The organism is Empedobacter sp. UBA3475, from assembly GCF_002378465.1.
GTDB lineage: Bacteria > Bacteroidota > Bacteroidia > Flavobacteriales > Weeksellaceae > Empedobacter > Empedobacter falsenii_B.
Genome location: NZ_DFRA01000006.1, coordinates 1 through 19,422 on the forward strand (window position 1 = coordinate 1; position 19,422 = coordinate 19,422).

Sequence of the window (19,422 nt, forward strand, 5' to 3'; positions counted from 1 at the left end):
GAGGATATGACGTACCCACAATGATTTACATCAAAATTCTGTTTGGATTGATTATCAACATTATTGTTTTGATCAAAAACTAAAACAACCTTCTACATAAGTTGGTATTTTTACTTTTCTAAAATTAAGCCAAGCATAGCAAAGTCCTCCTAAACCAGCAATTGCCAAACTAGAAACAATTGTTTTATTTACTTTTCCCATCTTCTACTCTTTTTTATGTTCGATATTTAACAAAAACTCAATCAAATCCATATTCAACTGTTCTTTATGAGTTATATTCAATCCATGCGGCGCATCGTCATACACAATGTAAGTCGATTTCGCGATCAATTTTGCAGCTTGATCTCCAGCTGTTTTAATTGGTACAGTTTGATCCTCTTTTCCATGAATAATTAATGTTGGAACATCTATCATTTTACATTCAGCTCTAAAATCTGTGTCCATCCAAGAGCGTGCAGCTCTCAAAGTTGCAATAGGTGAAGCATGCGAAGCAACCGAAAAATCAAAATCTAATTGTTCTTTGCTTACAGATTTTTTTAACAAGCCATGATTATAAAAACCTTTATGAAAACCTTCTAAAAATTCCAAACGACTTGTTTCAAGTTGATGAATAATGTGATCTAAATCCTTTTGCGGAACGCCATACTCATTATCATCAGTTTGTTTTACGAGTGGAATAATTGAACTGATCAATGCTATTTTCGAAATATTACTGTTTCCATAATTGGCAATATAACGCACAACTTCTCCTCCACCCATCGAAAAACCTACTAACACAACATTTTCCAATTGTAAATCATCAATCAAGGCATGTAAATCTTCAGCCAATGCATCATAATCGTAACGATCCCATGTCGCACAAGATTTTCCAAAACCTTTTCGATCATAGGCAATACAACGAAAACCAGCTTCTACAATTTTAGGAATTTGATATTCCCACGATTGTAAACTAAGCGGCCAACCATGAATCAAAATAACGGGTTGAGCAAGTTTATTACCGTAATCGATATAATTTAGTTTATAATCTTTTCGTTTTAATTTAGCCATAATAATATTTTTAAGTGGTTTATAAATAATAATCTAACTGATAGATTATGATCATATTCATCACAATCATTAAGCCAATTATGAAATATTAGCGATTTCTGTAATAAAAAAGTCAACAATCAAAATTTGGCTTGATTTTTTAGGTAACTAAATTTCAACTTAAACAAGTTCGCAACTATGGATTTACATTCTGGATTACCTTTTTGGATTGTTAAAAACGAATTTTTTGATTTATATCATCCTCTTCGAAATGATTTTAAAATAGATGTTGCTATAATTGGCTCCGGCATTACAGGAGCTTTAGTTGCGCACGAATTATGTGAAGCAGGTGTAGAATGCGCTCTTATCGATAAACGAACTATTTCTACAGGAAGTTCTGCAGCAAGTACTGCTCAATTACAATATGAAATTGATACCCCGTTAAGTAAATTAGTAAATATTGTTCCCAAAAAAATTGCTATTGATGCTTATTTCAATTGCTTGGATTCTATTACAGATATAGAAAATATATTCAAAAAAACTAATATTGATGCTGATTTTACACGTGTTCCTACAGTTTTATTAGCGAGTAATCAGCAAGGTGTGAAATTGTTAGATGAAGAATATACAATAAGAACAGAAGTCGGTTTGCCTGTCAAGTATTTAGATGCTAAACAATTAAAAACTTATCAAAATATTGATGGAATTGCTGCTTTACAAAATGATACTTCTGCACAAATGGATGCTTATAAAGGCGCTATCAATTTATTAAAGTATCATCAAGAAAAACATCAATTACAGATTTTTACCCATACAAAAGTGGAAAAAATAAACGAAAATAAGAACAATTGCGAACTATGGACGGAGCATGGACATACTATTTCGTGCAAGTATGTAATTGTTGCAACTGGTTTTGAAGCAGGTCAATTTCTACCTAAAAAAGTAATGAATTTATTATCTACTTACGCCATTTGTTCGGCTCCAATTGATGAAAAAATGGTTTGGCCAAATCGTAGCTTAATATGGGAAACAGCAGAACCATATCTTTATATGCGAACAACAAAAGATAATCGATTGATAGTTGGTGGTGAAGATGAAGATTTTCAAAATCCTGATAAAAGAGATGATTTACTTCGAGCAAAAATTAGAACTCTTGAACGTAAATTTAGCAGATTATATCCAGAAATTGAATTTAATACCGAAATGGCTTGGTGCGGAACTTTTAGCTCCACAAATGATGGTTTACCTTATATGGGTCCTTGGAAAAAAGGTGATCGAACGTTATTTGCATTAGGTTATGGAGGAAATGGGATTACTTTTTCGATGGTTGCAGCTCAAGTTTTAAAAAATATTATTCTTAACCAAAAAGATAGTCGCTTAGAAACCTTTGGTTTTGATCGACCAACTAAATAATTAAAAGTAAATTTCTATTCATATTTTATAACTACAATCATAAAATCAGAAAGATTATTTGATCTAATTGGACGGCAAATACTAAATAAAATATAATTATGAAAAAGAATACGAAACAAAATATAGCTCGTTATAGCCTAGGTGCTTTTTTAGTGGTAGCTGGTATTACACATTTAACAATTGCGAGAAAAGAGTTCAAAGCTCAAGTTCCTAATTGGGTGCCCTTAGATAAAGATGATACTGTGGTATATTCAGGAGTGGTAGAAATAGCACTTGGTAGTTCAATTATATTAGTATCGGACAAAAAGAAAGAACTTGTAGGTAAAGTTATTGCAGGATTTTTTGCTGCTGTATTCCCTGGAAATTGGGCACAATATAAAAATCATAGAAATGGATTTGGTCTAGATACGGATCAGAAGCGTTTAGCAAGACTATTTTTACAACCATTACTCATGCTTTGGGCAATCAAATCAACTCAAAAATAACCATATTCAATAGAGATCAATATATGAATACATCAATATTTTAGAAAGTATTAACATTTAAATTAATAGTTTGGTCTGAAAATTCCAAATTAAAATATCATAACTAAATAATCACAAAAATGAATACAACTAGAATTTCAAAAAATTTACAAAAAGCTTTAAATGATCAAATCACTTTAGAAGCCTTTTCTGCGCAAATGTATTTGATGCTTGCTTGCTGGGCAGACGAAAATCAATTAGATGGAATCAAAAATTTTATGATGAAACACTCACAGGAAGAGCGTGTACATATGGCTAAAGTTATGGAATACGTTCAAGAAAGAGGAGGAATTGTAAAAATCGAAGCTATACAAAAACCTGGTCCTGAACCAAAAAATGTATTAGAGTGTTTTCAAGCTGTTCTAAAACAAGAAATTGAAAATACAGAATCCATTTATAAAATTGTCAAAATGAGCATGGATGAAGAGGATTGGGCTACATGGAATTTCTTACAATGGTTGGTTGCTGAACAAAGAGAAGAAGAGAAATTAGCTTTAGACTTGCTAGATAAAGCTAAATTAGCTGGTGGTGCTAATATGTCTGATGCTGCAAAATTTGATTTGAATAAGACTATTGGTCAAACAGGACAGGAATTTCCTACTGCAGACCAAATCAACCCATTAGCAGAATAAATTAATTCTTGTAAAATCAAAAATCCCTTAATTTTAATAAAACTTAAGGGATTTTTGATTGCTAGAAAATAAAGAGAAAATATTAGGTATTTTCTTCATCACTGGATTATCAACCAAAGCGGGTGGCAACAAAATTATTTTTCCATCCAAATGCTTTTTGTCATCACGTAAATCTATTGTTTTGTACTCAGGTAATGTAACACCAACACTTTCGTAAGCCTCATTCAATTTTGCAATGGAATAATGGACATTTAACTCTCCAATACCCTCTAATGCTTTCATAATACGCTGCGATTTCCCTAAAGAATAGCCTATAAATACCGAAGTTTTTCCTTTCGCTCTATTATGATCTACCCAATCACGTATGTTTTTTTCTTGTTCTGCCACAGAAAGCCAATTGTAAACAGGAAGACCGAAGGTACTTTCGGTAATGAATTCGTGGCATTTTACAGCTTCAAAAGCCGTAGAAAGCCCATCATCTTGCAATCTATAATCTCCAGAAATTACGCTTACATAACCTTTATACTCCATCCTAATTTGTGCTGAGCCGATTATGTGACCTGCAGAATGTAATGAAACTTTAACCCCATTTATAGTTAGTTGTTCGCTATAACCGATACTTTCGCATTCGATATTTCTACCAATTCTTGAAAATAAAATAGGTTTAGTGAAATGATGACACAAATATTTTTTCATTCCACTTCGAGCGTGATCGGCATGTCCATGCGTGATAACTGCTAAATCTACAGGTCGCCAAGGATCAATATAAAACTTCCCTGGAATGCAATAAATACCTTTGGATGTGAATTTTAGCAGTTTCAAATTAATTTGTTTTTTTTTATTTATTTTTTAAATGTTTCGCTACAAAAAATCCTGCAGCGAATACTAGCGATGTTCCGATGATTTTTTGATTTGTTTTTGTTGGTACTGGAATAGCCATCTTTCCATAAACAGCATATGGATCCGTAGAAGGTTGTAAAACATTACCTTCATCAGCCTTTCCTTTTTTCACCTTCATCATCAGCCTTAAAACACCTGTTGCTAAATTGGTAAAGGTTTCTGGAAAAGCTCCATGTGCAAGCTTTAACATAAATGATGTGGCGTCTGGAAAGGTATCATTTTTAGGTTTGTTTATTAAATTATATATCACCTTTGCGGTATCTTTAGGATCGGCTGCAAACGGAGGTATTTTAAAATCTAAACCTGAGAATTTAGCGGAATGCATATTTCCTGTAGATTGTTGAACTTGTGGATAAACGTTGCAAATATGAATTTCGGGATACACACTATACTCACTTTGTAAACCACTCATCAACCCTTTTATTCCTGTTTTAGTTGCCGAATATACCGAACTAAATGGAGCTGGCATATATCCTCCAATGGAAACATTATTAATTAAAATGCCTTGATTTTGTTCTTTAAAAACGGGTAAAACGTAGTACGCTCCGTGCATATACCCCATTAAATTGGTTTTGATTACTTGTTCGTTTATGTCCATAGGAATTTCCTCAAATTTTCCACTTGCCATAACACCTGCATTATTCACCCACACATCTATGCGTCCAAATTCTTTCAGAGCAAATTCAACTAAATCTTTTACTTCATTTGCATTAGAAACGTCAGTTGATTTATAAACCGCTTTTCCACCGAAAGCATTGCATTCTGAAACCGCCTTTTCTAAACCTTCTACACCTCGTGCTGCCAAAACCAATTGATATCCATTTTGAGCAAATAAGTGTGCTGTAGCTAAGCCAACACCACTAGAAGCGCCAGTAATTACCGCTGTTTTAGTAATTAAATCAATGACTGTATTTTTCATAATTATAAATAGTAATATTAAACAAAAAGTCTCAGCACTCTGAGACTTTACAGTATTTTAATCGTTAATTAGACAGTCTATTTTTTCGAAATCATTCTATACACTGCTAGACATAAAACTGCTCCAGCAATTGCAACTAAAAAACTAGAAATATTAAATCCGCTTACATCGACACCTAAAAGCATCGATCCAAGCCACCCACCGACAACAGCTCCAATAATCCCAATAATTATTGTTACTATCCAACCACCTGGATCGTTACCAGGGTGTATTGCTTTTGCTATTGCTCCGGCTATAAGGCCGAAAATTATCCATGTTAGAATTCCCATAATGTGTGATTTTTAAATATTAATAAATTGCGTTAATAAAAATAATATTTCAAATGCAATGCCATAAATAGTTTGTTTCTGCATTTTTCTTTAATTAATTAACATTGTAGAAGACAATAATTTATTCTTTATAGTTTCAGTTCTCCTTCAATTCCTCCGTCTTCAATTGTACTTCCTGTAACGGCGGCAAAAAGCATTTTCGACATGGCAATAAACTTATTGTCTTTGGTTTCGTAATAATACCCATCGTTTGGCGAAACTTTTATTAGACTGATATTAGGATCGTCTTTTCCATCAAACCAAGCATTTGCAAAATTGGTCCAATATTTATCAATTAAAGTTATATCTTTTGAAACACTGGCTTTTCCTTTAATAAAGATGTATTCGTATTTAGAATTATTCATAAAATACAGTTCTACATTAGGATTGGCTTCAATTTCATCATTTTTCAGTGAACGAACATCACTCAAAAACCAGAGGTTACCAACCTCATCTACTTCTTGAAGAGCCATTGGTCTACTTGTAGTATTACCGCCAATATTGGTGGTAAAAAAGCAAGTTCGGGCAGTTTCAGCAATAGTTTTTATCTTTTCAATGGCTTTATTTCCGCTCAAATTTTCTGTCGGTGACTGTGCATTTCCCATAATTTTATTTTTTTATATCTGAATTGTGATTAAAACAATTTTTCTCCTCATTGATATGAAAAGTAAAATTTGTACAAACTATAATGTCATTGCTATCAAAATGTTTTACAATGCCATTTTTTTCCATCGTTACAACCCAACACGAATTTTGATGCATACCATAATCAATTATAAAAATAGTACGACCTCTACCAATAGGGTTATCAACAAGTATTGTAGGACTAAGTTGTAATATCATTCGTCTAAATTTTATATTTATATCACGTTAAACATTTTATTATGAAGGAACCTTCCTTTCTTCTTCACGGTCCCAAATACGATGTAATTTCATTACTTGAATAAAATCCGCAATCCAATTCTCATTTTCATCTTCTAAAATCACTCCTCTATCAAGTTTAACAAATGAATTATCCATTAACGAACCTGCTCCTTTTGCAAATGCTAATATTTTACAATGTCTGTAAGAATCATTGATAAATTCATAATAATCTGGATTCAATTTTAAAGATTCTATTGATTTGCCTGATGGTGTAAACACTGCATCATAACAAACAGATGGATCTGTAAGATAACTATGGGAAATCCTTTCTTTACTTCCTTCTTCATAAGTTAGCTCTCCAACTTTAGATGAAATTAATACCGCTTGAGCTCCCTCTTTTTCCAATGCTTTTTTTAATTGATCTACACTTTTTTTAGAAACACCATTATCCACTAAAAAGGCTACTTTTCTAGTTTTAATAGTACCTTCACCTTCTTTTACTTTCATACTCAGTGCATCAGATGAATTTATTTCTTGTTTTTTAGGCTTCAGAGGATAATTGGGATGATTTTGCCTTGCAAAACTTAATGTAAGTTCATCCAACTTTTTTGGAGGGATAATACCAAGACTATCTCCTACTTTTTGCGCTAAAGTTTTATCAATTTGAAAAAGAATAGCCACTTGTCGCTCTCTAATTTTTGGATCAGAAACCTTACTCAATTCAAAACTAAAAGCATCTATAATATGTTGTTTCTCTGGTTTGGATTGAGAATTAAAAAACAAAGTTGCTTGCGAGAAATGATCAGCAAAAGAATCAGATCTAGCCCTTACTTTCTTCCCTTCTACCTTTTGTTCATGAGATTGAAAACCTTCCTCTCCCTTTAACATTGCATGATATGGGCAACCAGAAGCTTTGCTGTTAGGAAAATAACTTACACCTCCTTTCAGTATATCAATTCTCCCTGTTCCATCTTTTTGATTATTATGCTTTTGGTTTAATGATCTATTAATAGGTATTTCATGGAAATTTGCTCCACCTAATCTATAATTCTGTGTATCCATATACGAAAAAATACGACCTTGCAATAAAGGATCATCAGATAAATCAATACCTGGGATAATTCTTCCAGGGTCAAAAGCCACTTGTTCAGTTTCAGCAAAAAAATTGTCGGGATTGCGGTTAAGGGTCATCGTTCCAATGATTTTTACAGGAACTAATTCTTCTGGAACCAATTTCGTAGCATCCAAGATATCAAAAGAATATTTTAATTCATCTTCTTCAGGAATTAGCTGAACACCTAAATCCCACTGCGGAAAATTTCCTTCATCAATAGCTTCCCATAGATCTAGACGGTGAAAGTCAGAATTAAATCCTGATATTTTTTGAGCTTCATTCCACGCAACAGAATGCACTCCTAATTTAGGTTTCCAATGGAATTTAACAAAAGTTGCTTTACCTTTCTCATTAATCAATTTAAATGTATGTACACCAAACCCCTCCATCATTCTAAGGCTTCGAGGAATTGCTCGGTCAGACATCGCCCACATTATCATATGTGCAGATTCAGGCATTAATGAAATAAAATCCCAAAACGTATCGTGCGCTGAAGCAGCTTGGGGAATTTCTTTATCTGGCTCTGGCTTAACAGCATGTACTAAATCAGGAAAATTCATAGCATCTTGTATAAAAAATACAGGAATATTATTACCTACAAGGTCAAAATTACCATCTTCTGTATAAAATTTAACTGAAAAACCTCTTACGTCTCTAGCTAAATCAGTAGAACCTTTGAAGCCTGCAACTGTTGAAAATCTAGTAAAAAGAGGTGTACTTATCCCCTTTTGTAAAAATTTCGCATGGGTAAATTCAGATATATCTTCATGAATCTCTAATATTCCATGTGCACCACTTCCACGTGCATGAACTACTCGTTCGGGAATACGCTCTCGATCGAAATGAGCCATTTTATCAAAAAAGATATGGTCTTGTTGTAGAGAAGGCCCTCTATCTCCAACTTTTAAGGTGTTATTATTATCATAGATAGACACACCATCATTAGTCGTCAATTTTTGATTCGAATTATCAATTGTAAATTGACTCATTTGTTCTGATTTAAGGTCTGATTTTTTTGATTTTTTCATATGCTAATATTAATTAATGAATTAGAATTGACGAATAGAACGTAATAAGAAAAAATAAAATCAACACAAAACTTATAGCTTTATTGTTATTTATTTATATTATACATAAATTTATTATGACATAAATCAATTAGAGTGCCATTTTTTTCTTAAAATGATAAAAAAGCACCTTTATAAAAACAATAAACTATTTAAATAACCCCTTGTGAATTTTAAATAATTTGAGTTTTTAGATTTTTAATATTTCAATTAAAGTAATTTTATTAATGTACTGAATCACTATTAGTGTAGTAATTTTAGCTGGAATTCTGGTTTTAAACCTTTCAAAAGTCGTTGCATAATTGCGTCTAATCATAAACTGATCGCATAGTTGAGATTTATATCATTCAAAAAAGGAATATCATAAACAGATGCGGGATTGATATCAATCCCCTGGAAAACACCAGCTAAATTTCAATAGATCACATGGATCATTTAAAGGAAAAACTCCATATGAAATACTGAAATCAATACTAAAATAATTATATTTATTGTCTACGAAGTGATGAAATACAACAATAATAACCCTGCATTATAGTTTCTCCCATTCCATTTTGCCAGAAGTAAATAACAAACTATAAGAACAACAATAATAAACATTGTTCTTGAAACTATATACCAATTTGATATATAAATTTCTTTCGCTTTGCGCTTAGCAATTGTTTTGTAAAAAATGAAAATGGTTCTATTATAAATCCTTTATAACAGAACCATTCTTATATTAATATTTTTGATTTATATACACTTCTCTGTAAATAGCTAATCTTTTAAAAACATTTTAAGAATCTTATATGCAAAATTTAGATCTATTAGCTTAATAGCATACTAATAACTGATAGAATCACTTTTAACAATTAAAAGTCTATGTAGAATATTTGAATTTAATCTATAATTGTTAAATGTTTAAGATTATAATAAATAAAAATCATCTATTTTTTCTTCACATAAAGTTTTGATTACATGTATCCATGAATCATTATCATTTAGACATGAAATATACTCATAAGCTTCTCCCCCATTATCAATAAATATTTCTTTTCCTTCCATTGCTATTTCCTCTAGAGTTTCCAAACAATCAGATACAAATGCAGGGCAAACAACTGCCAATTTTTTTATTCCTTTTGATGGTAAAACTTTTAAAGTAGAATCTGTATATGGCTCAATCCATTTATCTTTTCCTAGTCTAGATTGAAATGAAACAATTGTTTTTTCACGAGATAAATTTAATTTTTCTATCACTTTTTTTGTTGTCTCAAAACATTGATGACGATAACAGAATTGGTGACTTGGATTAAATTCTCTATCACAACAATCACTTAGATTACAAGTCTTTGTAGGATCTGTTTTATAAATATGTCTTTCTGGAATACCGTGGTAAGAAAATAACAGCCCATCATAATCATTCGAAAACTTGTCTTTTATACTTTCAACAAGACAATCTATATATATATCTTTATTATAAAATGGTTCCACATAATTTATTTTAACAAATGGAAATTTTTCTTTTCTTACTTTTTCTGATTTCTCTACTACAGATTCTGTTGTACTCATAGCATATTGAGGATACAATGGAAATAGTACAATCTTATTGACTCCTTTCTCAACTAGTTTAGAAATTCCATTTTCTATACTAGGTTCAGCATATCTCATTCCTATTTCAACAGGAATATCAACAATATTTTGTAATTTATTTTTTATTTTTTCAGTAATGACTATTAAAGGAGAACCCGCATCTGTCCAAATTTTCTCATAAGCTTCTGCGGATTTTGATGGTCTTGTATTTAGAATTATTCCTTTTACTAAAAGTGTTCTTAAAATCCAATTATAGTCAATAACTTTTTCATCCATTAAAAACTCTCCAAGATATTCTTTTACGTCATTTACGGATGTAGATTTAGGTGATCCTAAATTAACTAATAATATTCCTTTTTTACTCAATTTATTTACTTTTATGGTTACTAATTTTTTTTAATAAATATTTTAAAAAAAATGTATAAATATGCACTCTATTTACAATTTAAATGAAATTTGTATATTAATGCATTACAACATTTATAAATCGGAAATATTTATAATTGTTTTATAACAATCAAAATACTCTTGTCCATAAGTGTTTTTATTATTCATTATTTTTAATCTAAATCTTTGATAAAAAGTTTTTACAAACCTCACTTTAACTAAATACAATAAGGTGCTTAATTGAATCCAGCTTGAAATTTCAGTATGGATATAAATACCTCGTAGTGAAGTTTTGATATTAATTCTGCAAAAGCAGAGAATGTGGAAAAATATATTATAGTCGTTTTATATTATAAATCATTAATATACTTTCATTTTACTCCTTAAATGCTTCATTAAAAATACTTATAGCCCTGTCTCGAGCAAAATTATGAGGAATTATAGGAGAAGGATAATCATTAGTTCCAAATTCCATCACCCACTTTTTAATGTAAAGTGATTCTTTGTCAAATTTTTCTGCTTGAAGAATTGGATTAAAAACTCTAAAATAAGGTACAGCATCACAACCCGATCCAGCAACCCATTGCCAATTACCATTATTTGCAGATAAATCATAATCGTTTAGTTTTGAAGCAAAATAAGCCTCACCCCAACGCCAATCAATGAGTAAATGTTTACATAAAAAACTTGCTGTTATCATCCTTACTCTATTATGCATAAACCCAGTTTGATTAAGTTCTCTCATTCCTGCATCTACAATAGGATAACCTGTTTTTCCATCGCACCATAACTTAAATTCTTTCTCATTATTCTTCCATTTAATAGCACTATACTTGGCTTTAAAAGGTTGGTGAACAACATATGGAAAATGATAGAGTATTTGCATAAAAAATTCTCTCCAAATTAATTCATTTAACCACGTTTCATTGTGCTTTATCGCAAATGCGACACATTTTCGTATACTAATCGTCCCAAATCTAAGAGCTATACCTAATTGTGTTGTACCTTGTTTAGCGGGATAATCTCTATAAGAATGATAATTATCAATGATTTGAATATCTAATATAGGTTGTTCAAATAAAATAGAAGTTTTCAAAAAACCAATTTCTTTCAGTGAAAGAATCGTTTTGAATTCTGTTTTCAAAAATTTACTATAATCAGGATTATGACATTTATAATCTTCAGTTTTCAAAATCTGTTTCCATTTTTTTGCATACGGAGTATATACTGTATAAGGAGAACCATCTTTCTTTAAAATATCTTTCTTGTCAAAAATTACTTGATCTTTAAATGCTTTAAACGAAATGTTATATAACTTAAAATAATTGTAAATAGAAGTATCTCTTTTAATTGCTAAAGGTTCATAGTCACGATTACAAAATATAGAATGAATAGCAAACTCTGTAGAAAGTTGCTGAAAGATTTTGAAAGGATCACCATAATATACATGGAGACTTGTCCCAAAGGATTTTAATTGATTATTAATCTTTTGAAGCGCTTGATGAATATAATCCACCCTCTTATCTTTCTTGTCATCCAGTTGTCGTAGAATACCTTCATCAAAAATAAAAATAGGTAACACATGAACTCCAGATGAAAGAGCGTGGTACAGTCCAACATTATCTTCTAAACGAAGATCTCTTCGAAACCAAAAAATGGAAATTTTATTTTTCATTTAAAAATGGATTATCATTTCGATTATGTTCTACCCAAACCAAATTCGATATATCAAAACCAATTTCTGAAGCTAATGCAAGAAAGTTTGTTTTAATATTATCTGGAATATCTTTCGTCCTAGATAAAATCCATAAGTAATTTAGATTTTTACCTATAACCAATGCATATTGATAGTTTTTATCCAAAGCAATTACGTTATAACCAGCATAGAAAGGTCCAAAAAAGCTTACTTTTAGCTTTCCTATTTGCTTACCGTCTCTAAATTTTGCTTTACCTATAGCTTGCTTCCATACTTGTTTATCCTTATTAAATCCGCTATTTGAAACCATCAGATTTCCTTTTTTATCAAAAGTGTAGTTAGCGGAGACATTATCCAAGTTTTTTTCAAAACGAAAATCTAAACGAGCGATTTCAAACCAAGTACCTAAATACCGATCAACTTCAAAATTTCGAACAGCTTCAGCCTTTTTAGGAATAGAGGAACATGAATTGGAAAATATTAACAATCCTATACATGCTATTTTCAATAGTATTTTATTTTTTACTTTCATGAGATTTTGATTTAAATTGTTTAAAAAAATAAAGTACTAAAAGAAATTGCGTATATCCATACACAGCATCTTCTATTGGAATAGTTCCCATTCTGATTCCCAAAAAATCATCAGGATTGTAATTTACAATTGGCGACTCTAATCCTGTACCTGTTAGAATACCATTTACAGGAAAGAAACCAAGCATAAGAAGCATAAAAACCAAAGATGCTTTAGTAAGCCAATCTACTTTAGCAATAAAATGCAAATAGATCAATGTAAGTATCGTAACTATTGTTGTAATGAGGGTGTAAATTTTGTCTGTATGCAATAAGCCGACAACCGACAAAATAATAATGCTTACAAAAAGCAATAAATTATTAAAAGCACTTAAGGCTTCCAATTTGTAGTATTTATCAATGGTGTAATAGGTAAAAATGCAAGAGAACGGAATGCAAATAAAGAATAAAATTTCTTCCAAAGGCAAACCAAAAAAATTAATCCCAAGAGTATAATTGGTATTAAACCACCATACTCCATGAGCCGTAAACCATATATCCCAAGCAATAAAAGGAATAGCTACTAAAATGGCAGCTTTTAGGAATGAACCAAATTGAAGATTGAATTGAATTCTTTTGTCAAAAGATGCTATAAAGCAAATGATGATAGTGAAAAACAATATGAGGGCATAAGTATAAGTCATCATGATTTAGCCGATTTAAAATACATTTTGAAATACTTCAACGGCACATATAAAAAACCAAAACATTCTCCTTCTTCTTTTCCTAAATGTTTGTGATGCTGCTTATGTGCTCTGCGAAGTGCTAAAAAATAAGCGTTCTTAGTGTGTGTGAAAAACTTTATCCGTTGATGAATAAAAATATCATGTACAAAAAAATAAGCCATGCCGTAGAGCATAATTCCCAAGCCGATAAAAAACAAATAATTGAAATTTTCTAATGACCCAAAATACATCAGCGCAATAGTGGGGATTGCGAAAATCACAAAAAACCAATCGTTTTTTTCTAATTCACCATCGTTGCTATGGTCATGGTGATCTCGGTGTAAAACCCATAAAAATCCATGCATAATATACTTGTGAATAAGCCAAGTAGCTGCTTCCATCAGTATAAAAACAAGTATAACAAGTACTATTTTCATTTTAATTTTTGTTGAAGAGGTTTTCTAAAACATGAAATCTGTAATTAAATATTTTTTCTAATTTCTTTTTTACAAATAAAGCGTGGGCTAAATTTCCTAAAAGTCCGAAAGGCAGTTCATAATCAACTTTATCTATCATGAACACACCTTTTTCGTTGGGTATAAATTCGTGGCGATGGTTCCATAATTTGTAAGGCCCTTTTTCCTGAAAATCCGTAAAACTCTTATTGGGAATTACCTCTGTAATTCTTGTTTTCCATTTCAAGGGAATGCCAAACAATGGTGAAACCGTGTAATCGATTATCATTCCTTCAAATATTTTATTTGTTTTTTGTTCAGATAACACGTTAAATTCCATATCTTTTGGGGTTATTTTTGATAAATTCATCGGTGATGAAAAAAAATCCCATGCGGTTTGTAAATCACAATTCAATTGTTGTTCTCTGTATAATTCATGTTTCATAATTAATTACTTTAAGAGTGTTTCAATATTTTTTTGAAGAAAATCTGAATTGATGTTTTTTTTGTTTTTAACAAGAAAATCCTTGTCTTCTTTTAAATGACTGTTATACCTCAAAAAAGAAGGTGCATTTTTCTGAACAGAAAAACGGATATATCTCATTTCAACATTTTCAGGTTCTTTACTAATGGCTAATTCAATGTTATTCTTTCCTTTCCTAAAAGTAGCAAGTTTGCTCAATGGATTAAAAACATGATTTGCCCAAATCGTTTGATAAGCACCAAGATAGGCTAAATCTATCACCGATTTTTCTTTAGACAGTTCTAATTCCTCAATCATCTTTTTACATAGTTTTTTATCTAGAACAGCTTTGCTGTAACTCGTCCTAACCTCATTCAAATCTGAATTTTTAAAGAAAACATTCATCAATAAAACGGTTGAAAATAACATCAAAATTTTCATTACATAATCGCAATTTTATACCTTACATAACTTTTAAAAGCCACAACTATTTTTTGAGGATTGGAAACCCGAACCCTATTATTTAATATTTCTGAGGATTTTTTTCGTTTGATTTTTCTAAACAAAGAAATGTAATACTTATACGCCAAATACACACCGAACATAGACGAATTTGGAAGCTTTTTAATGCCGATTAAAGCTTCTTTAAATTCCTCCTCTATTTCTTTTTCAATTTGGCATTTTATGTGATTATCAAAGACCGCCATATCAACATTCGGAAAATAAGTTCTGCCTAAAATTTGATAATCGTCTTTCAAATCTCTTAGAAAATTTATCTTCTGAAAAGCAGAACCTAATTTCATTGCATACGGTTTTAATTCTTCAAATTTCTCTTTGTTTCCTTCCGTAAAAACCTGTAAACACATCAAGCCCACTACTTCGGCAGAACCGAAAATATATTCATTGTACAATGCTGAGTTGTAATCAATTTTTTGCAGATCCATTTCCATGCTATTAAGAAATTGATCGATAAGAACCGTATCAATTTCATATTTATGCACGGTTTCCTGAAAGGATTGTAAAATGGGATTAAGTGAAATCCTTTCTTCTAAGGCGTTTTGAGTTTCAATTTTTAATCTGTTTAACAGTTTTTCTTTATCGTACTCGTGAAAACTGTCTACAATTTCATCCGCCAGTCTCACGAAGCCATAAATAGCGTAAATAGCGTTGCGGATAGAAGGCTTTAATGCCAAAATACCCAAAGAAAAACTTGTGCTGTATTTTTGTGTTGTTATCTTACTTACCGAATAAGAAAGTTCGTCAAATAGCTGTTTCATATTACTCAGTTTTGAATTTGGTTATTTCGTTAGCTACTATTTTACCCGATATAATGGACGGTGGAACGCCAGGACCTGGAACGGTCAACTGACCGGTATAAAATAGATTATTTACTTTTTTATTTCTCATTTTCGGCTTCAAAACCGCAGTTTGATTAAGGGTGTTTGCCAAACCATACGCATTTCCACCATAGGCATTATAATCTTGTACAAAATCGTTTACACAATAACTTCTTTGGTACTCAATTTTTGAAATTAAATCGTTTACTCCTGTATGCTTTTCAATTCGGGAAAGCATTTCTATTAAATACTTTTCCCTGTTTTTTTCATCGTCTTGAATGTCAATTGCCAAAGGCATCAACAAAAACAGATTTTCTTTTCCTTCAGGGGCAACACTCTTATCTGTTTTAGAAGGACAACAAGCATAGAACAGTGGGTTTTCTGGCCATTTTTTTACTCCATAAATACAATCAATATGCTCGTCTAGATCGTTTTCAAAAAATAGTGTATGGTGTTTGAGGTTGGGAATAGTTTGATTTATACCCAAATAAAATATCAAACTTGACGGTGCAAAAGTTCTACTTTGCCAATATTCTTCGGTGTAATTCCTTAATCGCTCCTCTAAAAGTGTTTCTGTGTGATGATAATCTGAAGAAGCGATTACGGTATCAAAAGATATATTTTCTCCATTTATATGCAAAGAAGATATTTTGTTATGGCTCGTATTAATTTTTTCAACCGTTTTATTAAAGTGAAAAATTGCTCCTTGTTTTTCTGCAACCTTCTGCATTGCCAATACCAATTGGTAAAATCCTCCCATAGGATAATGTGTACCCAATGCGTAGCCTCCATAATTCATCAGACTGTACAATGCTGGAATGTTTTTTGGCGATGCTCCTAAAAAAATAACAGGAAATTCCATCAGCATTCGTAACTTCTCATCTTTAAAGTAGCTACCAACATAGCTTCTGAAGTTTGTGAGCAAATTTAATTTCAATGCACTTTTCGCAATTTTGGGAGATACAAATTCTAACCAACTGTGACTAGGTTTTGTAACGAAGTCTTTCATACCCACCTCGTATTTGTACTTTGCCGACTGAATAAATTTTTCTAATTGAACTCCTGCACCTTTTTCTATGGTTTCAAACAGTACTTTTAAGTCTTCAAAATTTTCAGGAATATTCATTTTCTCATCAGAAAAAATCATTTCAAACTGAGGATTTAAGGAAATTAAATCATAGAAATCAGAGGTTTTGTATCCGAAATCAGCAAAAAATTTATCCATAATATCAGGCATCCAATACCAGCTTGGTCCCATGTCAAAAACAAAACCTTGCTCTGTGGTAAATTGTCTGGCTCTACCACCCGGCTGATTATGTTTCTCAAATACATGAACTTCGTGACCCGCTTTTGCCGCATAAGCAGCAGCCGACAATCCGGAAAACCCAGACCCAATAATAGCTATTCTTTTTTTCATATCTCGTTTTTAACTTCATTTATATGTAGAATAACCATAAGGAGATACAGTCAATGGTACATGAAAATGCTTATCCCCTTTAATATGGAAAACAATCTCGATAAAAGGATAAAATGTTTGCAACTTTTTTCTATCAAAATAAGATTCAATATGAAATACGAGTTTATAAACACCGTCATTATTCTGACCATAAGGTAAAAAATTCCCTATTCTACCATCTTTATCTGTAATTTGTGTACTTACCTTAGTCCACGAATTGTCCACATTCATTTTCTGTAATGTAACTGAAACAGATGGTGCAGGCTCTCCAGTAGAATTATCTAAAATATGACTGGACAATTGATATGTTTTCGTTTGTGAAAAACAGTACAAAGAACAACAGAAAATTAGAAAGAAAAATACACTCTTTTTCATAGTAGTTATTTTTTTAATTAATATGTTTGTAAGCCTCATCTAATAAATCTTCTGTATCAAAATTCTTTTGATAAATATCTTGATGAAAAGCTTCAAGTTTGTTGAGTAGATTTATTAATTCCATTTTTTCAGCATAAGTTAAATTACCTGCTACAATTTGTGTTGCTAGTCTAATTTTTTCCATTTGTTCTTCTAAAATTTCTAAACCTACGGGACTAATCTTAATAACTTTGCTTCTTTTATCAAGCTCAGAAGAAGCTTGATCAACCCAACCCTTAGCAATTAAACGATTTATAATTTGCATCCCTACAGGTTTTTCATGTACATTTTTCTTAATCAAATCCATCTTAGACATTTCTCCAAATGCCTTTAAATTAATTAAGTAAATAAAATCTTCTTGAGAAGAAAAATCTGATCCTATAATAGCAGACTTTGAATAACTTTTTGCATATCTATTCATATGAACAAGTAATGTACTTATAACACTTTCAGCCGATCTCATTTTTTCTTTTCCAATCCAATGAGGTACATCACAAGAACTTTCTAGATGATTATTTAAAATAATCCACTTTTTAAAATCATCAATAGAAGCATTAGTATTACACGTATTTTCATTTTCAAACTCTTCTATTAAATCAACTACATCTTTGATTAATTGGAAATTCATATACAATATTTAGTTTACAAATATACTATTTTAAAACAAATAAAGAATATTATTATACTATATATTAAAAATAATATCCGAGCTTATTAAAAAACAATGTAATTTTATATGTATAATTCTAACTTATCAATACTTCGGCAGACTCGTCACAAGCAAGACTTGGCTGTAAACCTCTCTACTAAAAATATTCTCATTTCACTAAAGATTTTAAAAACGCTACGGGCTAAAACCTTTTTAACGTTATTCAAACATTTTCTTAACGTGAGAGTATTAATGCCGGTTTCTTCATCCTCTTTTCTAATTCAAATTCGTTGTCATTTCGATTCTAAATCGTTGGGTTTTTATAATTCGTTATTTATCGTCTAAGTCTTCGATACAACGTTTTGCAAACGCCACTCTGACTGACGATAATAAGAAGCTGAACTGAATTCAGCTTGACAATTTGGTTTTTTATTTAAAAACAATTTGATTGATGTCATTCTAAGCCTGCCAAAGAATCTCTTCTTTTCATTTTTATTCATGAGTTACTAATTGTTTTTAAATGAATTCATATACCCTTCGGGGAAGTCTTGACACAAAAACGAAACAAAAAAGATGCCGACAGTAGTCTCTCAATGATTCAACTAAATAAATTATTTCCATAAAGTTGATAACTCACTTCGTTCAGACACCTCAACTTTTTTTATTCCAATAATTTAGAATTGAATTGCATTTCGATCCTAAATCGTCGGATTTTTATCATTCTTTTTTAATATTCAAATTCACTTTTAACAACGGGTTTTGTCATTCGTTATTTATCGTCTAAGTCTTCGATACAACGTTTTGCAAACGCCACTCTGACTGACGATAATAAGAAGCTGAAATCAAATCAGCTTGACGATTTGGTTTTTTATTTAAAAACAATTTGATTGATGTCATTCTAAGCCTGCCAATGTCGTACTTCATGACTTCG

22 protein-coding genes and 1 pseudogene are annotated in these 19,422 nt (G+C 31.1%); 3 read left to right on the plus strand and 20 right to left on the minus strand.

Going from position 1 to position 19,422, the window contains the following annotated elements:
• Positions 1 to 72 precede the first annotated feature (72 nt).
• Positions 73 to 201 carry a hypothetical protein gene (locus tag B3I31_RS01680; protein ID WP_260392044.1) on the minus strand — a complete coding sequence of 43 codons (129 nt, stop codon included), beginning with the start codon at positions 199 to 201 and terminating at the stop codon, positions 73 to 75.
• A gap of 3 nt (positions 202 to 204) precedes the next feature.
• Positions 205 to 1,047 (minus strand): alpha/beta fold hydrolase, encoded by an 843-nt coding sequence (locus B3I31_RS01685; protein WP_291087414.1) that lies wholly within the window; start codon positions 1,045 to 1,047, stop codon positions 205 to 207.
• A 177-nt stretch (positions 1,048 to 1,224) separates the two neighbouring features.
• On the opposite strand from B3I31_RS01685, the gene B3I31_RS01690 reads away from it, so the two are divergent.
• The 3 genes from B3I31_RS01690 to B3I31_RS01700 all read left to right on the plus strand — a co-directional run bounded on the left by B3I31_RS01690 (position 1,225) and on the right by B3I31_RS01700 (position 3,595).
• The gene (locus tag B3I31_RS01690) at positions 1,225 to 2,439 is read left to right on the plus strand and encodes an NAD(P)/FAD-dependent oxidoreductase (protein ID WP_291060001.1); all 1,215 of its coding nucleotides are present in this window, start codon (positions 1,225 to 1,227) and stop codon (positions 2,437 to 2,439) included.
• 98 nt (positions 2,440 to 2,537) lie between these two features.
• Positions 2,538 to 2,924: a DoxX family protein gene (locus B3I31_RS01695; RefSeq protein WP_291060003.1), complete on the plus strand. Its 387-nt coding sequence runs from the start codon at positions 2,538 to 2,540 to the stop codon at positions 2,922 to 2,924.
• Between the two features lie 119 nt (positions 2,925 to 3,043).
• Positions 3,044 to 3,595, plus strand: coding sequence for a ferritin (locus B3I31_RS01700; protein ID WP_286496324.1), 552 nt, complete (start codon positions 3,044 to 3,046; stop codon positions 3,593 to 3,595).
• Between the two features lie 33 nt (positions 3,596 to 3,628).
• Here the strand turns inward: B3I31_RS01700 and B3I31_RS01705 are convergent, their stop codons facing one another.
• The 18 genes and pseudogenes from B3I31_RS01705 to B3I31_RS01785 form a co-directional block, all read right to left on the minus strand.
• Positions 3,629 to 4,417, minus strand: coding sequence for a DNA ligase-associated DEXH box helicase (locus tag B3I31_RS01705; protein WP_291060007.1), 789 nt, complete (start codon positions 4,415 to 4,417; stop codon positions 3,629 to 3,631).
• 16 nt (positions 4,418 to 4,433) lie between these two features.
• Positions 4,434 to 5,414 (minus strand): SDR family NAD(P)-dependent oxidoreductase, encoded by a 981-nt coding sequence (locus B3I31_RS01710; protein ID WP_291078234.1) that lies wholly within the window; start codon positions 5,412 to 5,414, stop codon positions 4,434 to 4,436.
• 77 nt (positions 5,415 to 5,491) lie between these two features.
• On the minus strand, positions 5,492 to 5,743 hold the full coding sequence (locus B3I31_RS01715; RefSeq protein ID WP_019976198.1) for a GlsB/YeaQ/YmgE family stress response membrane protein: 252 nt from the start codon (positions 5,741 to 5,743) through the stop codon (positions 5,492 to 5,494).
• Between the two features lie 128 nt (positions 5,744 to 5,871).
• Positions 5,872 to 6,387 (minus strand): pyridoxamine 5'-phosphate oxidase family protein, encoded by a 516-nt coding sequence (locus tag B3I31_RS01720; protein WP_291072142.1) that lies wholly within the window; start codon positions 6,385 to 6,387, stop codon positions 5,872 to 5,874.
• A gap of 4 nt (positions 6,388 to 6,391) precedes the next feature.
• Complete coding sequence (locus B3I31_RS01725) at positions 6,392 to 6,625, minus strand: hypothetical protein (protein WP_291072144.1); 234 nt, start codon at positions 6,623 to 6,625, stop codon at positions 6,392 to 6,394.
• Between the two features lie 39 nt (positions 6,626 to 6,664).
• A complete protein-coding gene (locus tag B3I31_RS01730; protein ID WP_291072146.1) occupies positions 6,665 to 8,788 on the minus strand; it encodes a catalase in 2,124 nt (707 codons plus the stop codon).
• Positions 8,789 to 9,000: 212 nt separating this feature from the next.
• Positions 9,001 to 9,164: pseudogene (locus tag B3I31_RS14660) on the minus strand (IS982 family transposase); the annotation flags it as partial.
• Positions 9,165 to 9,736: 572 nt separating this feature from the next.
• Positions 9,737 to 10,765, minus strand: coding sequence for a ferrochelatase (gene hemH / locus B3I31_RS01735; protein ID WP_291072148.1), 1,029 nt, complete (start codon positions 10,763 to 10,765; stop codon positions 9,737 to 9,739).
• Between the two features lie 397 nt (positions 10,766 to 11,162).
• Positions 11,163 to 12,461 (minus strand): cryptochrome/photolyase family protein, encoded by a 1,299-nt coding sequence (locus B3I31_RS01740; protein ID WP_291060084.1) that lies wholly within the window; start codon positions 12,459 to 12,461, stop codon positions 11,163 to 11,165.
• Positions 12,451 to 13,014 carry a lipocalin family protein gene (locus B3I31_RS01745; RefSeq protein ID WP_291060082.1) on the minus strand — a complete coding sequence of 188 codons (564 nt, stop codon included), beginning with the start codon at positions 13,012 to 13,014 and terminating at the stop codon, positions 12,451 to 12,453. The genes B3I31_RS01740 and B3I31_RS01745 overlap by 11 nt, the downstream gene beginning before the upstream one ends.
• Positions 12,998 to 13,699, minus strand: a complete 702-nt coding sequence (locus B3I31_RS01750) for a lycopene cyclase domain-containing protein (RefSeq protein WP_291060080.1) — start codon at positions 13,697 to 13,699, stop codon at positions 12,998 to 13,000. The genes B3I31_RS01745 and B3I31_RS01750 overlap by 17 nt, the downstream gene beginning before the upstream one ends.
• The gene (locus B3I31_RS01755; protein ID WP_280050377.1) at positions 13,696 to 14,154 is read right to left on the minus strand and encodes a sterol desaturase family protein; all 459 of its coding nucleotides are present in this window, start codon (positions 14,152 to 14,154) and stop codon (positions 13,696 to 13,698) included. Before B3I31_RS01755 ends, B3I31_RS01750 begins: the two co-directional genes overlap by 4 nt.
• Before the next feature lies 1 nt (position 14,155).
• A complete protein-coding gene (locus tag B3I31_RS01760; RefSeq protein ID WP_280050378.1) occupies positions 14,156 to 14,617 on the minus strand; it encodes an SRPBCC family protein in 462 nt (153 codons plus the stop codon).
• A 6-nt stretch (positions 14,618 to 14,623) separates the two neighbouring features.
• Positions 14,624 to 15,076: a hypothetical protein gene (locus B3I31_RS01765; protein ID WP_280050379.1), complete on the minus strand. Its 453-nt coding sequence runs from the start codon at positions 15,074 to 15,076 to the stop codon at positions 14,624 to 14,626.
• Positions 15,076 to 15,912 carry a phytoene/squalene synthase family protein gene (locus tag B3I31_RS01770; protein ID WP_280050380.1) on the minus strand — a complete coding sequence of 279 codons (837 nt, stop codon included), beginning with the start codon at positions 15,910 to 15,912 and terminating at the stop codon, positions 15,076 to 15,078. Before B3I31_RS01770 ends, B3I31_RS01765 begins: the two co-directional genes overlap by 1 nt.
• A gap of 1 nt (position 15,913) precedes the next feature.
• Complete coding sequence (locus B3I31_RS01775; RefSeq protein ID WP_291060076.1) at positions 15,914 to 17,389, minus strand: phytoene desaturase family protein; 1,476 nt, start codon at positions 17,387 to 17,389, stop codon at positions 15,914 to 15,916.
• A gap of 15 nt (positions 17,390 to 17,404) precedes the next feature.
• Positions 17,405 to 17,803 (minus strand): hydroxyisourate hydrolase, encoded by a 399-nt coding sequence (gene uraH, locus B3I31_RS01780; RefSeq protein WP_409450815.1) that lies wholly within the window; start codon positions 17,801 to 17,803, stop codon positions 17,405 to 17,407.
• A gap of 13 nt (positions 17,804 to 17,816) precedes the next feature.
• Positions 17,817 to 18,470: a MarR family winged helix-turn-helix transcriptional regulator gene (locus B3I31_RS01785; RefSeq protein WP_291060073.1), complete on the minus strand. Its 654-nt coding sequence runs from the start codon at positions 18,468 to 18,470 to the stop codon at positions 17,817 to 17,819.
• Positions 18,471 to 19,422: the final 952 nt, after the last annotated feature.

Excerpts from the sequence above, each read along its gene's own strand:
- B3I31_RS01680 (WP_260392044.1), bottom strand. The coding sequence starts at position 201 with ATGGGAAAAGTAAATAAAACAATTGTTTCTAGTTTGGCAATTGCTGGT.
- B3I31_RS01720 (WP_291072142.1), bottom strand. The coding sequence starts at position 6,387 with ATGGGAAATGCACAGTCACCGACAGAAAATTTGAGCGGAAATAAAGCC.
- B3I31_RS01695 (WP_291060003.1), top strand. The coding sequence starts at position 2,538 with ATGAAAAAGAATACGAAACAAAATATAGCTCGTTATAGCCTAGGTGCT.
- B3I31_RS01785 (WP_291060073.1), bottom strand. The coding sequence starts at position 18,470 with ATGAATTTCCAATTAATCAAAGATGTAGTTGATTTAATAGAAGAGTTT.
- B3I31_RS01730 (WP_291072146.1), bottom strand. The coding sequence starts at position 8,788 with ATGAAAAAATCAAAAAAATCAGACCTTAAATCAGAACAAATGAGTCAA.
- B3I31_RS01725 (WP_291072144.1), bottom strand. The coding sequence starts at position 6,625 with ATGATATTACAACTTAGTCCTACAATACTTGTTGATAACCCTATTGGT.
- B3I31_RS01745 (WP_291060082.1), bottom strand. The coding sequence starts at position 13,014 with ATGAAAGTAAAAAATAAAATACTATTGAAAATAGCATGTATAGGATTG.
- B3I31_RS01770 (WP_280050380.1), bottom strand. The coding sequence starts at position 15,912 with ATGAAACAGCTATTTGACGAACTTTCTTATTCGGTAAGTAAGATAACA.
- B3I31_RS01775 (WP_291060076.1), bottom strand. The coding sequence starts at position 17,389 with ATGAAAAAAAGAATAGCTATTATTGGGTCTGGGTTTTCCGGATTGTCG.
- B3I31_RS01765 (WP_280050379.1), bottom strand. The coding sequence starts at position 15,076 with ATGAAAATTTTGATGTTATTTTCAACCGTTTTATTGATGAATGTTTTC.
- B3I31_RS01715 (WP_019976198.1), bottom strand. The coding sequence starts at position 5,743 with ATGGGAATTCTAACATGGATAATTTTCGGCCTTATAGCCGGAGCAATA.
- B3I31_RS01710 (WP_291078234.1), bottom strand. The coding sequence starts at position 5,414 with ATGAAAAATACAGTCATTGATTTAATTACTAAAACAGCGGTAATTACT.
- B3I31_RS01750 (WP_291060080.1), bottom strand. The coding sequence starts at position 13,699 with ATGATGACTTATACTTATGCCCTCATATTGTTTTTCACTATCATCATT.
- B3I31_RS01685 (WP_291087414.1), bottom strand. The coding sequence starts at position 1,047 with ATGGCTAAATTAAAACGAAAAGATTATAAACTAAATTATATCGATTAC.
- B3I31_RS01690 (WP_291060001.1), top strand. The coding sequence starts at position 1,225 with ATGGATTTACATTCTGGATTACCTTTTTGGATTGTTAAAAACGAATTT.
- B3I31_RS01755 (WP_280050377.1), bottom strand. The coding sequence starts at position 14,154 with ATGAAAATAGTACTTGTTATACTTGTTTTTATACTGATGGAAGCAGCT.
- B3I31_RS01740 (WP_291060084.1), bottom strand. The coding sequence starts at position 12,461 with ATGAAAAATAAAATTTCCATTTTTTGGTTTCGAAGAGATCTTCGTTTA.
- uraH (WP_409450815.1), bottom strand. The coding sequence starts at position 17,803 with ATGAAAAAGAGTGTATTTTTCTTTCTAATTTTCTGTTGTTCTTTGTAC.
- B3I31_RS01760 (WP_280050378.1), bottom strand. The coding sequence starts at position 14,617 with ATGAAACATGAATTATACAGAGAACAACAATTGAATTGTGATTTACAA.
- B3I31_RS01700 (WP_286496324.1), top strand. The coding sequence starts at position 3,044 with ATGAATACAACTAGAATTTCAAAAAATTTACAAAAAGCTTTAAATGAT.